The sequence below is a fragment of the Luteimonas sp. TWI596 genome, from assembly GCF_039674105.1.
Lineage (GTDB): Bacteria > Pseudomonadota > Gammaproteobacteria > Xanthomonadales > Xanthomonadaceae > Luteimonas.
This window is the reverse complement of sequence record NZ_JBDJMU010000020.1, coordinates 49,649-62,611: the sequence shown is the minus strand read 5'-3', so window position 1 is coordinate 62,611 and position 12,963 is coordinate 49,649. Positions and strand designations below refer to the sequence as shown.

General features: G+C 69.8%; 14 protein-coding genes and 1 pseudogene. 4 read left to right on the top strand and 11 right to left on the bottom strand.

The window, feature by feature from the left end:
* Positions 1-110: pseudogene (locus ABE487_RS14410) on the top strand (IS481 family transposase); the annotation flags it as partial.
* Between the two features lie 259 nt (positions 111-369).
* On the opposite strand, the gene ABE487_RS14405 reads toward ABE487_RS14410, so the two are convergent.
* From ABE487_RS14405 to ABE487_RS14375, 7 genes are all read right to left on the bottom strand, one after another.
* A complete protein-coding gene (locus ABE487_RS14405) occupies positions 370-747 on the bottom strand; it encodes a VOC family protein (RefSeq protein WP_346451123.1) in 378 nt (125 codons plus the stop codon).
* 19 nt (positions 748-766) lie between these two features.
* Complete coding sequence (locus ABE487_RS14400; protein WP_346451121.1) at positions 767-1,438, bottom strand: hypothetical protein; 672 nt, start codon at positions 1,436-1,438, stop codon at positions 767-769.
* A 46-nt stretch (positions 1,439-1,484) separates the two neighbouring features.
* On the bottom strand, positions 1,485-2,723 hold the full coding sequence (locus ABE487_RS14395; protein WP_346451119.1) for an ABC transporter permease: 1,239 nt from the start codon (positions 2,721-2,723) through the stop codon (positions 1,485-1,487).
* Positions 2,720-3,487, bottom strand: coding sequence for an ABC transporter ATP-binding protein (locus ABE487_RS14390; protein ID WP_346443002.1), 768 nt, complete (start codon positions 3,485-3,487; stop codon positions 2,720-2,722). Before ABE487_RS14390 ends, ABE487_RS14395 begins: the two co-directional genes overlap by 4 nt.
* Positions 3,484-5,013: an efflux RND transporter periplasmic adaptor subunit gene (locus ABE487_RS14385; protein ID WP_346452912.1), complete on the bottom strand. Its 1,530-nt coding sequence runs from the start codon at positions 5,011-5,013 to the stop codon at positions 3,484-3,486. Before ABE487_RS14385 ends, ABE487_RS14390 begins: the two co-directional genes overlap by 4 nt.
* A gap of 108 nt (positions 5,014-5,121) precedes the next feature.
* Positions 5,122-6,435, bottom strand: a complete 1,314-nt coding sequence (locus tag ABE487_RS14380; RefSeq protein WP_346443005.1) for a HAMP domain-containing sensor histidine kinase — start codon at positions 6,433-6,435, stop codon at positions 5,122-5,124.
* Positions 6,436-6,460: 25 nt separating this feature from the next.
* Positions 6,461-7,174, bottom strand: coding sequence for a response regulator transcription factor (locus ABE487_RS14375; protein ID WP_047137337.1), 714 nt, complete (start codon positions 7,172-7,174; stop codon positions 6,461-6,463).
* 142 nt (positions 7,175-7,316) lie between these two features.
* On the opposite strand from ABE487_RS14375, the gene ABE487_RS14370 reads away from it, so the two are divergent.
* Positions 7,317-7,661 carry a DMT family protein gene (locus ABE487_RS14370; protein ID WP_346443007.1) on the top strand — a complete coding sequence of 115 codons (345 nt, stop codon included), beginning with the start codon at positions 7,317-7,319 and terminating at the stop codon, positions 7,659-7,661.
* 330 nt (positions 7,662-7,991) lie between these two features.
* On the opposite strand, the gene ABE487_RS14365 is transcribed toward ABE487_RS14370, so the two are convergent.
* The 4 genes from ABE487_RS14365 to nudE all read right to left on the bottom strand — a co-directional run bounded on the left by ABE487_RS14365 (position 7,992) and on the right by nudE (position 10,745).
* Positions 7,992-8,315 (bottom strand): YnfA family protein, encoded by a 324-nt coding sequence (locus ABE487_RS14365; protein WP_346448991.1) that lies wholly within the window; start codon positions 8,313-8,315, stop codon positions 7,992-7,994.
* 98 nt (positions 8,316-8,413) lie between these two features.
* Positions 8,414-9,259 (bottom strand): nucleoside triphosphate pyrophosphohydrolase, encoded by an 846-nt coding sequence (gene mazG / locus ABE487_RS14360; protein ID WP_346452510.1) that lies wholly within the window; start codon positions 9,257-9,259, stop codon positions 8,414-8,416.
* Positions 9,260-9,385: 126 nt separating this feature from the next.
* The gene (cysQ, locus tag ABE487_RS14355; RefSeq protein ID WP_346452512.1) at positions 9,386-10,201 is read right to left on the bottom strand and encodes a 3'(2'),5'-bisphosphate nucleotidase CysQ; all 816 of its coding nucleotides are present in this window, start codon (positions 10,199-10,201) and stop codon (positions 9,386-9,388) included.
* Positions 10,194-10,745 carry an ADP compounds hydrolase NudE gene (nudE, locus tag ABE487_RS14350; protein WP_183427527.1) on the bottom strand — a complete coding sequence of 184 codons (552 nt, stop codon included), beginning with the start codon at positions 10,743-10,745 and terminating at the stop codon, positions 10,194-10,196. The genes cysQ and nudE overlap by 8 nt, the downstream gene beginning before the upstream one ends.
* 53 nt (positions 10,746-10,798) lie before the next feature.
* Between nudE and bioA the strand changes: the two genes are divergently transcribed.
* The gene (bioA, locus tag ABE487_RS14345) at positions 10,799-12,226 is read left to right on the top strand and encodes an adenosylmethionine--8-amino-7-oxononanoate transaminase (RefSeq protein ID WP_346443015.1); all 1,428 of its coding nucleotides are present in this window, start codon (positions 10,799-10,801) and stop codon (positions 12,224-12,226) included.
* Positions 12,217-12,951: a 16S rRNA (uracil(1498)-N(3))-methyltransferase gene (locus tag ABE487_RS14340; RefSeq protein ID WP_346443017.1), complete on the top strand. Its 735-nt coding sequence runs from the start codon at positions 12,217-12,219 to the stop codon at positions 12,949-12,951. Before bioA ends, ABE487_RS14340 begins: the two co-directional genes overlap by 10 nt.
* Positions 12,952-12,963 lie beyond the last annotated feature (12 nt).

The following is a 12,963-nucleotide window of genomic DNA, read 5'->3' as shown; positions in this document are numbered from 1 at the left end:
ACTGGCTGCACACCTACAACTGGCATCGACCCCATGCCAGCCTCGGCTACAACCCGCCTATCTCCAGAATTCCGATAACTGTGAACAACGTGCTGGCTTTACACAGCTAGCCTCCGGAAGGACGTCTGGCAGGCCCCAGGGCACTGGGGCGGACGTATGCACTGTCGCCGCCCCGGCCTGTGCGCTCAATCTGGGATCGACCCTAGCGAAAGGGCTCGCCCTATTCATCGCACGCCCCGGCCAGGCCGTGGGCGGCATCGTCACGGCGACACGACGTCCGCGGCACCGCGACGGGCGATCGGCCTGCGTGCAGCGCCGCAGGCCGTCCTGCAGCGCCAGTGCGCCGTCGCCGCTCCTGGGCTCGACCGATCAGCGTCGGCGGGCAGCCCCCATGGGCTGATGCAGGCTCAACACGGTACCGTCGGGATCGAGGAAGTCGAGGGTGAGGCCACCGTCGGGTGCCTCGCTGACGGGCGTCACGATCTCCACGCCGTGGGCGACAAGCGCATCGGCGCAGTCGTCGATGCCACCATCGAGCGAGAACACCGGGATCGGGGTTTCGCCCCCCCGGACAGTACGTTCGAGCAACACGAGGGTCACGCTGCCGGCCTGGGCGGTGACCATCGGGCCCTCGTGGCTGTCCTCGACCGTGAGCGCCAGGCCGAGCACGTCGCGGTAGAAGGCCGCACTGCGCGGCAGGTCGGTGACGAAGAACACAAGCGTTTCGAGTCGAGCATTTGCGAGCATGGCGGTTCCTGAAGGTGGGTTACGCCGATACGTTGCCGCCGGAGGCCGGAATGTGAGCACCGCGCCGGATCAACAGCAGATGCCCACTGGGATCATGCGTCCCGAACGCACCGCCCAACCCCGCACTCTGCAGCACGCGGCGGGCCGGCCCCATCGGTCGTGGCATCGTCGCGCGGTGCGGCACCGGGGCCGCGGCGAACGCCCGCAGCTCCGCCCGGACCTCTGCGGGCGCCGCGGCGACGGACTTGCGGACCGAGACCAACCGCTGCCGGAACGCCTGCGGCGAGATGCCGAGCAGCCAACGGATCTCGGCGGCATCGAGCCCGTGCAGGACGAGCCGGGCCACGCGCTGGGCCGCGGGCGGCATCGGCGGCAGTGCCGGCAAGGCCGGCACATCGCAGGCCTGGCGCGCATGCAGGCATTCGCCGGCCGCATCTTCGCGGCGGCGCCGTCGCACCGCACCGCGCGCAGCCAGGGCCGCTTGTCGGCGCAGGGTGCCCGCCAGCCATGCCGCATCGGTGCGGCCTGCCAGGATCGCGGCGAGCAGGACCTCCTGCACGAGATCGTCGACATCCGCCGCACGTCGACTCAGGCGCGCCGCCTGCGCGCGCAAGCGACGCAGCAGGGCGGCGTCGATCGCCGGTGCTCCGGACAGCTCGACATTGGTGGCATCGGGACGCGAGGCAGGCATGGCCCGGAGCATAGCCTCACCCGTGCGCGCAGGACGCCCAGCCGCACTACTGCTGACGCAGCGCCTCGATCGGATCGAGTTCGGACGCCTTGCGCGCCGGGTAGTAGCCGAAGAACAGGCCGGTCGCGACCGAGAACCCGGCCGCCAGCGCGACCACGTTGCCATTGAGCTGGATCGGCAACTCGCTGTTGTAGTGCCCGACCAGCAATGCACCGATCACGCCCAGCGCGATGCCCAGCACACCGCCGCCCAGCGACAGCAGCATCGCCTCGGCGAGAAACTGGCGGCGGATGTCCGACGGCCCGGCGCCGACCGCCATACGCAGGCCGATCTCGCGGATCCGCTCGGTCACCGAGACCAACATGATGTTCATGATGCCGATGCCGCCGACGATCAGCGAGATCGTCGCGACCGCGCCGAGCAGCCACGACATCTGGCGCGTGGTCTGGTTGCGGGTGGCGACCAGCTGGGAGACATTGCGCACCTGGAAGTCGTCCGGCTCGCCCGGTCCGATCCGATGGCGCTGACGCAGCAGCGACTCCACCTCGCTCTGCACATAGCCCAGGTCGCCGGCATCGGCGACGGTCAGCGACACATCCATGACCGCGCCGGCCGGCAGGCCCATCGCCCCCATCAGGCGCCGTCGCGCGGTGTCCAGCGGCACGATCAGGATCTCATCCTGATCGCTGCCGAAACCGCTCAGCCCCTTGCTGTCGAGCGTGCCGAGTACGGTGAAGATCGTCCGGCCGATACGCACCTGTTCGCCGACGCCGCTGGCCTCGCCGAACAGCTCCCGGCGGACGGTCTCGCCCAGCAGCACCACGCGTTCGGCGCCGGTGAAGTGCTGGGGCTCGAACCCGCTGCCATTGGCGATCGTCCAGCCGTTGATCTCCAGGAAATCGGGTTGGACCCCGCGCCAGCTGCTGTTCCAGTTGCGCTCGGCGTAGACCACCTGGCTGCTGCCGCGCAGCGAGCCGGAGATGTACTGCACCTCCGGGATCTCCTGGCGGATCGCGTCGATATCGCCCTCGTTGAGGGTGAAGAAGCTCGATGCGCTCATGCGCGCACCGCCCGGCGAACGGCCGGCGCTGGGGCCGATGTCGAGCTTCTGCGCGCCCAGGCCCGACAGCTGGCGATCGATCTCGGCCTGGGTGCCCTGCCCCACCGACACCATGACGATCACCGCTGCGATACCGATGATCACGCCCAGCGAGGTCAGCGCGCTGCGCATCCAGTTGCCGCGCAGCGCGAAGATCGCCGTGCGCAGGATGTCGAGGAAGTTCATGGTCCCACTCCCGGGCGCTGACTCGAGAGCCCGGCATCGGAACCGGCATCCGGTCCGCGATCGCCGGAACCCGGCTCTTCGTGCAGTTCGCCGTCGCGCATCACATAGGTGCGGTCGGCATGCGCGGCGACCTCCGGGTCGTGGGTGATCAGCACCACCGTATGGCCATCGTCGCGCAGTTGCTTGAACAGCGCGAGGATCTCCTCGCCGGTGCGGGTGTCGAGTGCGCCGGTGGGTTCGTCGGCGAGCAGCACCGGCGGCCGGTTGATCAACGCGCGCGCGATCGCGACGCGTTGCTGCTGGCCGCCGGACAGCTCGCTGGGCCGGTGCGCGGTTCGCGCGCCCAGCCCGACCGCCTCGAGCGCGGCCTGCGCCCGCGCCCGCCGTTCGGCCGGCGGCACGCGCGCGTATCCCAGTGGCATCGCCACGTTGTCGAGCGCACTCATTCTCGGCAGCAGGTTGAAGCCCTGGAAGACGAACCCGATCGTGTCGCGGCGCAGGGCCGCCAGCGCCTCGCGGTCGAGCGTCGCGACGTCGATGCCATCGCACAAGTAGACGCCATCGCTGGGCGTGTCGAGGCAGCCGATGAGATTCATCAGTGTCGACTTGCCCGACCCCGACGGGCCCATGATCGCGACGAACTCGCCGCGCCGGATGCGCAGGTCGACGCCGCGCAAGGCCACGACCTCCGCCTCGCTGCCTTCGGCGTAGATCTTCTTGAGTGCGCGGGTCTCGATGACGGGCGCCGGCGTGGACGTGCTCATCGCGGCGCGCGTTCGCCGATGACGATCGCATCGCCCTCGGCGAGCGGACCGGAGATCTCGACGCTGCTGCCGTCGCTGGCGCCGATGCGTACCGGCACCGCCTCGCGCTGCCCGTCGACCAGGCGATAGAGCGTCGTCCGCGTCGCGCCCACGAGCGAGGCCAGCGTGCGCTGCCATTGCGCGCGCTGGGTGTCGTCGAGCTGCGCTGTAAACTCGGCGAAATCCTGCTGGACGCGCTCGGTCACGCGCTGCCGGATCTGTGCCTGGAGACGGGGATCGAGCGCGCGCGCGCCGCCGCCCGGTCCGCCACGGGGGCCACCCGCTGCCGGGCCGCGCGCGCCCGCCGGCGCGCGCTGGCCCCCGGCCTGCGGGCGGTCCTGCTGGCGCGCGCGCATGGCGGCCAGCGCCGCATCGAACGCGGCCTGCTGCGATGCATTCAATTCCAGATCCGCGGCTGCGGCCTCCAGGTCGGGCACCAGACCACCGCCCGGCGCGCCCGACGGCGCCGCCATTGCGATCTGCGCCGCATCGGCCGGCTTGTACCGCGTCGCCGCGCTGGCCACCTTGAGCACGTTGCGGCGGTTGCTGACCTCGATCTCGGCGTTGACCGTCAGTCCGGGCAGCAGCGTGCCGTCGCTGTTGTCGACGGTCACCACCACCGGGTACGTGACCACGTTGTTGGTCGTGGTCGCCGACAGCCGGACCTGTTCGACCACGCCACGGAACTGGCGATCGGGAAAAGCGTCGGCGGTGAAGTTGACGGCCTGGCCCGTGCGCACCTGGCCGATGTCGGATTCATCGACCGACAGCTCGATACGCATCTTCGCCAGGTCCTCGGCGATCTGGAACAGCTCGGGCGCGGTCATGCTCGCGGCCACCGTCTGCCCCGGCTCGATCGAGCGCAGCAGCACCACCCCGTCCACCGGGGAGCGGATCACCGTGCGGTCCAGATTGACCCGCGTGGTCTGCGTCGCCGCGGTCTGCTGGCGGATCTGCGCCTGCATCGAGGCGACCTGCGCGCGCGCCTGGTCCAGCGCGGCCTTGGCCAGGTCGATATCGCTCTGCGCGACCAGTCGCTGGGTGCCCAGATCGGCCTTGCGTCGATAGTCGAGCTCGGCGTTCTGCAGCGTCGCCTGCGCCTGCGCCAGCGACGCCCGTGCCGAGGCGATTTGCGCACTGCCCTGCTCGATCTGCGCCTGGTAGCTGCTCGGATCGATGCGCGCGATGATCTGGTCCTTGACGACCTTGTCGTTGAAATCGACCAGCACGTCGGTGATCTGCCCCGAGATCTGGCTGCCGACGGTCACCGTCGAAGTCGCGCTGAGGGTGCCGGTCGCCGAGATCGCGACGCGGATGTCGCCGCGCTCGACCAGCGTGGTGCGGTAGGCCGCGTCCGCGCCCTCGCTGCTGCGGCCGGTCCACCACCACAACCCCGCGGCGACGACCGCGATCCCCACCACGAGGGGCACGATGCGCGCCGGACCACGGCGACGGGAAACGGTCTTGGGCTTGGCACGGCTCGACATGCAGGCATCTTCGATGGGCGATATGACGGGGTAACGCACCAGGCCGGCCGCAGTTGACCGGTGTGCGCACCGATCATCATGCCGCGTGCAGACCCGGTGGGCACGGGCTCAGCCGGCCGGGCGCGTCAGCCTGATCGTCACCGTGGTGCCCTCGCCGGGCGTGCTGTCCAGGCTCACCGGCCAGCCGAAGCGGGTGCCCAGCCTGCGTACGATGGACAGACCGATTCCCTTGCCGGCCTGGCCGAACGGATCGGCACGATAGAACGGCTCGTAGACCCGCTGCAGCACTTCGTGCGTCATGCCGATGCCGGTATCGCGCACGACGATGCGATCCTCGGCCACCACCACCACCACCTCGCCTTTCTCGGTGAATGCCCAGGCATTGCGCAGCAGATGGCCGAGCATCACGCCGAGCACGCGCGGCGGCGCATCGAGTCGCGGGCTGGCCTGCAGATCGACCCGCAAGCCCAGGTGCTTGGCGTCGAACATCGGGCGGACCTTCTCGACCTCTTCCTCGACCACCGCGGCGACCTCGAACACTTCGCTTTGCGGCATCACCCCACGCTCGCGCGCGAGCACCAGCAAGGCGTCAATGACGGCCTCCATGTCCTGGCTGGCGCGACGGATGCGCAGCAGCGGGCGCTGCTGGTGCGGCGGCGTCGACGGATCGGCGGCAATCATGTCGCTGGCGACACGGATCACCGTCAGCGGGGTGCGCAACTCGTGGCTGGCATCGCGGGTGAACTCGCGCTCGCGGCGTACGAACGAGGCGATGCGCTCGCCCAGCCCGTGTAGCGCGTTCGACAGGGCCTGCGCCTCGCGGCCGCCACGTTCGCGCGACTCCAGCGGCGGTGGCATCCCGTCCTCGTCGCCGGCGGGATTCCAGCGGCCGACCTCGACGGCGAGTTGGTGGATCGGCAGCACCATCCGTTTGGACGTGCGGTAGGTCAGCCATGACACGATGAAGATCGTCCCGACCGTCAACACGATCAGACCGCCTGCAGCCAAGGCCAGCATGCGGTCGAACAGACCCATCGATACCGCCAGGTACAGCGTCCCGGCCTCGCGCCGATCCACCAAGAGTACCCCGCTGGTGTCGCGGCGCTGCGAGAAACCCTCGGGCGCATCCTTGAACCAGAGCAGGCTGGCAACCGCGCGGTCGCCGCTGACGATGCTGTCCCAGGCGCCGCCGCCGCGGGGGACGAAGTAGCCCTGCATGTTGGCGCCGAACGGCGGTGGATGGGCCGCGTCGGTCGTGCGCGCGCGCCAGTAGGCGTCGGCCTCGGCGCGCAGCCAATGCCGCGCCGCGACCTCGCGGCCGACCAGCGCCGCGGCCAGGATGCAGACCACCAGCGTCATGCCGGCGATGACCGCCTGGAACGTGAACGCATCGCGGATACGGTTGGGGAGCCCCTGGGGCATCGGATCGAGCGCCTGGCGTACCGGCTCAGGCCGGCGATTGTTCGATGTCGGCGATCCGGTAGCCGGCGCTCTGCACGGTGTGCAGCAGCTGCTTGTCGTAGGGCTTGTCGATGATCTTGCGCAGGTTGTACAGGTGACTGCGCAGGGTGTCGGAGTCGGGCAGGCTGTTGCCCCAGATCTCGCGCTCGATCTCCTGGCGGTTGACCACGCGCGGCGATTCGCGCATCAGGATCGTCAACAGCTTCATGCCGATCGGCGAGAGCTGGAGTTCGGTGCCGCCGCGGGTGGCGCGCATGCTGGCCGGATCGAGTACCAGGTCGGCCACCTTCAGCACTTCCGAGCCCACCTGGCGACGCTCGCGGCGGATCAGCGCACGCAGCCGGGCCTCGAGCTCCTGGATCGCGAAGGGCTTGGTCAGGTAGTCGTCGGCGCCCGAGCTCAAGCCGGTCAGCTTCTCGTCCAGCGTGTCGCGCGCGGTGAGCATCAGCACGGGGGTCGACTTGCGCGCATCCTCGCGCAGGCGCTTGCAGACCTCGATGCCGTCCAGCCGGGGCAACATCAGGTCGAGCACGATCACGTCGTAACTGTTCTCCGTCGCCAGTCGGTACCCGTCCAGGCCGTCGGCCGCGTAGTCGACCTCGAAACCGCGCCCTTCCAGATATTCGCCGACCATCTCTGAAATGTTGCGATTGTCCTCGACAATGAGAACGAGTCCCCCTGGTTCCTGACCTGCACGCATTGCTTGGCTCCCGTGGCTGGCGCGTTGATTAATCTTTGTGAAAATCTCACGCGCCGGGTGCACAGTTCGTGAAGATTGTGACGTGCCAGCGGACAGGCAGGCGCTGCGCTACGCTTCGCGCTCCCTCGCCCGAGCCATCGACATGCCCGGCTTCGAACGCTTCCTCCCCGTGCTCCTGCTGCTGGGGTCCAACATCTTCATGACCTTCGCCTGGTATGGCCATCTCAAGTACCGCAGTGCGCCGCTGCTGATGGTGATCGTGGTCAGCTGGGGCATCGCGTTCTTCGAGTACACGCTGATGGTGCCGGCCAACCGGATCGGCGCGGCGGTCTACTCGGCGCCGCAGCTCAAGGGCATGCAGGAGGTCATCACGCTGCTGGTGTTCGCGGGGTTCTCGACCTGGTACCTGGGGCAGCCGTTGAAGTGGAACCATTGGGCAGGCTTCGCGATGATTGTCGTTGCAGCGTGGCTGATCTTCCTGGAGTGACCCAAACGCAGTGCTGCTGGCGCCTCAGTAATCCCAGCCGCGCGCGCGGCCTCATTGCCCTGAGCAGGCGGAACGCAATCGAGGGCGGGGCAGGCTTCGCGATGATTGTCGTTGCAGCGTGGCTGATCTTCCTGGAGTGACCCAAACGCAGTGCTGCTGGCGCCTCAAGTGTTCCCAGCCGCGCGCGCGGCCTCATTGCCCTGACCAGGTGGAACGCAATCGAGGGCGGGGCAGGCTTCGCGATGATCGTCGTTGCGGCGTGGCTGATCTTCCTGGAGTGACACCAACGCAGTGCCGCTGGCGCCTTAGGTGTTCCCAGCCGCGCGCCGCTCAGGCTGGCCGCGGCGAGAGCATGATCACCGCCATGCCTGCCAGGCATAGCGCCGCACCGATCAGGTCCCAGCGCGTCGGCACGACCGCATCCACCCGCCACAGCCAGACCAGGGCCACCGCGACATAGACCCCGCCGTAAGCCGCATAGACACGTCCCGATGCGGTCGGATGCACACTGAGCAGCCAGACGAACAGGGCCAGCGACAGTGCGGCAGGCAACAGCAGCCAGGCGCTGCCGTCCTTGCGCAGCCATAGGTAGGGCAGATAGCAGCCCACGATCTCGGCCACGGCGGTGAGCAGGAACAGCAGCAAGGTCTTCATAGGCCGAGAGGAGTGGGGGGCGGGAACAATGTGAAGTGACGGTGGCGGATCTTTGCCGCAGCGCGACAGGCGTCGGGCGCCTGCCTGGGCGCGAGGCGTCAGCCGAGGTCTTCGGTGTCCGACCGGCCCTCGCTGCGCTTGACCCGCATCCAGTAGGCCTCCTGCGCGGCGAGCGGCAACTCGGCGAACGCGGTGCCGTCGGCCTCGGCCAGCGTCTCCATCGCACGAAACCGGCGTTCGAACTTGTGGTTGGCCCGGCGCAGCGCGCTGCCGACATCGACCTTCGCGTGACGCGCCAAGTTGGCGGCGACGAACAGCAGATCGCCCAGTTCGTCCTCCAGCCGGTCGCGCGCGGCCGCATCATCGGGATCGGCGGCGAGCGCATCGAACTCGGCGCGCACTTCGCCGAGCTCCTCCTGCAGCTTGGCGAGCACAGGCTGCGGTCCGGGCCAATCGAACCCCACCCGCGCCGCGCGGTTCTGCAGTTTGGTCGCGCGCTGCCATTCCGGCAGGCCACGGGCGATGCCCGCCAGCGCCGACCCATCCGTCTCGCCGGCCTCAGCCCGTTCGGCGCGCTTGATCGCCTCCCAGTTGCTCGCGACCGCACCCGCGTCGGGGGCATGCATGTCCGCGAACACGTGCGGGTGCCGCCGGACCAGCTTGCCGACGATCGCCGCGACCACGTCGTCGAACGAGAATGCCCCCTGCTCCTGTGCCAGGCGCGCATGGAAGACCACCTGCAGCAACAGGTCGCCCAACTCGTCGCACAGGCCCGGCAAGTCGCCGCGGTCGATCGCATCGGCGACCTCGTAGGCCTCCTCGATCGTGTACGGCGCGATCGTGGAGAAATCCTGCTGCAGATCCCAAGGACACCCGGCCTGCGGATCGCGCAACCGCGCCATCACCGCCAGCAACCGCGCCATCCCGCCGTCGTTTTCGGCCATCACACACCTCCCTCACAAGCAAGACCGGGGTCAGAGTCGATTTTCCCAAACAGGGTCAGCGTTGGTTTGCTGAGCATGCTGACGGCCATCGCACCTGAAAAATCGACTCTGACCCCGGTTTGAGTGTCAGAGCCATGTGCGCCAGGGGAGGTCGGGATCGCCGATGGCGATGAAATCGCCGTTGAGCAGGGTCTGGCGCTGGTTGTAGCGGAAGGGTCGGCCGCGGGGGTCGAGCACGACGCCGCCGGCGGCCTCCAGGATCGCCTGACCGGCGGCAGTGTCCCACTCGCTGGTCGGCCCGAAGCGTGGGTAGACGTCGAGGGCGCCTTCGGCGAGCCGGCAGAACTTCAGCGACGAGCCGAGCGGGCGCGGCTCGATGTCGCCGATCCGTGCCAGCACTGCGGCGGTGCGCGGATCGCGGTGCGAGCGGCTGGCGGCGACCCGCAGCGGACCGGCCGCGCCCGCCGCCCGGCGCGTATGGATCGCGGTCTCGCCGCCGCCATCGCGGCGGAACGCCCCGCCCCCCGGTATGCCGTACCACAGCGCGCCGGTGACCGGGGCCTGGATCACCCCCAGGATCGCGACGCCGTCGTCGATCAGCGCCAGGTTGACGCTGAACTCGCCATTGCGCTTGACGAAATCCCGGGTGCCGTCGAGCGGGTCGACCAGCCACATCCGCCGCCAAGCGCGGCGCTCGGTCACCGGCACCGCATCGGCCGCTTCTTCCGACAACACCGGGATGTCGGGCGTGAGCCGGTGCAGGCCGTCGACGATGACATGATGCGCGGCAAGGTCGGCCGCGGTCACCGGGCTGTCGTCGGCCTTGGCGACCACTTCGAATGCGTGCGCATAGACCGCGAGAATCGCCTCGGCCGCGCGATGCGCGATCGCGATCGCGCCTTCGACGACCGTAGGCTCGACCGGCGCGCGGCCGTCAGCCACCGTAATGGCGCAACCAGTCGCGGACGATGAACAGCGCGGCGATCGAGCGCCCTTCCGAGAAGTCCTCGCGCAGGATCAGCTCGTGCAGCGCATCGAGCTTCCACGGCACCACGTCCAGTTCCTCGGGCTCGTCGCCAGGCAAGCGTTCGGGATACAGATCGCGCGCGAGCACCAGGGTCGCCTGGTGGCTCATGTAGGTCGGCGCCAGGCTCAGGCTGCGCAACGCGTCGAGACGACGGGCGCCGTAGCCGGCCTCTTCCTTGAGCTCGCGGTCGGCGGCCTGGATCGGGGTCTCGCCGGCATCGATCCGGCCTTTGACCAGACCCAGCTCGTAGCGATGCATGCCAGCGGCGTACTCGCGCACCAGCAGCACCGTCTCCGCATCGATCAACGGGACGACGATCACCGCGCCATGGCCACGCCCGTGCAGGCGCTCATAGCGTCGGCGCTCGCCGTTGGAGAACTCCAGATCGAGCTGCTCCATCCGGTACGGGCCGGCGTCGTGTTCGGTGATCCCATGGATCGTCGGCAACCGTCGGCTCACGCGCGCACGCTCCGGCCTGCACGGCGCCGGCGCTGCGGGGCGATAATGGAGGGATGACAGAACAGATCCACGATCCGGCCATTCTAGCCGACGGCAACGACTGGCGGACCCGCGACCTCGCCGCGGTCTGGCACCCGTGCACGCAGATGCGCGAGCACCCCGATACGCAACCGCTGCTGCCGATCGTGCGCGGCGAAGGCGCCTGGCTGGTCGAGGCCGGCGGCCGCCGCATCCTCGACTCGGGCAGCAGTTGGTGGACCAACCTGCACGGACATGCCGAGCCGCGCATCGCCGAGGCGATCGCGCGCCAGGCACGCACGCTCGAGCAGGTGATCCTGGCCGGCTGCACCCATCCGTCGGCGATCGAACTGGCCGAACGGCTGCTGGCGCTGGCCCCGCGCGAGCCGGGACGGGCGCCGTTGTCGAAGGTGTTCTACGCCGACAACGGCTCGGCCGGCGTCGAGGTCGCGCTGAAGATGGCGTTCCAGTGGTTCGCCAACCGCGGCGACGCGCCGCGACGGACCAAGTTCGTGGCGCTGCGCAACGGCTACCACGGCGAGACCCTCGGCGCGCTCGCGGTCGGCGACATTCCCTTGTATCGCCGGGTCTATGCCCCGCTGCTGTGCGAGTCGCTGTTCGCGCCCTCGCCCGACGCCTTCGAGGCGCGCGCGGGCCAGAGCGCCGCCGCGCACGCCGAGGACGCGGCCGATGCGCTGGCGCGCCTGCTCGATGCGCACGCCGGTGAGATCTGCGCGCTGATTCTGGAGCCGCTGATCCAATGCGCCGGTGGCATGCGCATGCACGACCCGGTGTATCTGCGGCGCGTGCGCGAGCTGTGCGACGTGCACGGCATCTTCCTGATCGCCGACGAGATCGCGGTCGGCTTCGGGCGCACCGGCACCTTGTTCGCCTGCGAGCAGGCGCCGGGCAACGCCGGCACGCCCGCCGGCATCCAGCCCGACCTGCTATGCCTGTCGAAGGGGCTGACCGGCGGTTTTCTGCCGCTGTCGACGGTGCTCACGACCCAGGCGCTGTACGACGGTTTCCTCGACGCCTCGCGCGAGCGCGCGTTCCTGCACTCGCACAGCTACACCGGCAATCCGCTGGCCTGCGCCGCGGCCCTGGCCTCGCTCGACATCTTCACTGCCGACGACACGCTGGCGCGCAACCGACACACCGCCACGCGCATGGCCGCGCTGGCCGCGCAGGTCGGCGCACACCGGCATGTCGCCGACACCCGCCAGACCGGCATGGTCGTCGCGTTCGAACTCACGCGCGACGGCGACCGCGCGACGCCGTTCGACCCGGCGCTGCGCGTCGGCCTGCGCGCCTACCGCCATGCGGTCAAGCGCGGCGTGCTGCTGCGCCCGCTAGGTGACATCCTGTACTGGATGCCGCCCTACTGCATCGACGAAGACCAGTTGCAACTGCTCGCGCAGGTCACCGCCGAGGCGATCGAGGTGGCGACGTCGTGCGCGTGATTCGGGCCTTCGTCGACCTGCCGTTGCGCGAGGGCGAGACGATCGCACTGCCCGAGGACGCCGCCGCGCACCTGGTCCGCGTGCTGCGCCTGCGCGAGGGCGAGCGCTGCGTGTTGTTCAACGGCGACGGGTGCGACCACGAGGCAGAACTGACCCGAGCCGACAAGCGCGGCGCGGCCGCGCGGATCGGCGCCGGCCGCCCCGTCGCGCTCGAGTCGCCGCTGCGTATCGTGATGCTGCAGGGCATCGCCCGCGGCGAGAAAATGGACTGGATCCTGCAGAAGGCCACCGAACTGGGCGTGGCCGCGATCGTGCCGGTCTCGAGCGAACGCAGCGAGGTCCGGCTCGACGCCGAGCGCGCCGGCAAGCGGCACGCGCACTGGCGCAGCGTCGTGGTCTCGGCCTGCGAGCAGAGCTGGCGCGCGCACGTGCCCGAGGTCGCCGCGCCGCAATCGCTGGCCGCGGCACTGGCCGCGCTGTCGCCCGGCACCGGCCGCTGGCTGCTCGATCCCGAAGCGACCGCGGGCCTTGCGACGATGCCCGCGCCGACGGGCGAGCTGGTGCTCGCGATCGGCCCGGAGGGCGGCTGGTCGGCCAACGACCGCGCCGCGCTCGTCGCCGCCGGTTTCGGTGGGCTGCGCCTGGGCCCCCGGATCCTGCGCACCGAGACCGCCGGCATGGCCGCGATCGCCGCGCTGCAGGCGCGGTTCGGCGACCTGGGATGACCCCAGGCCGGG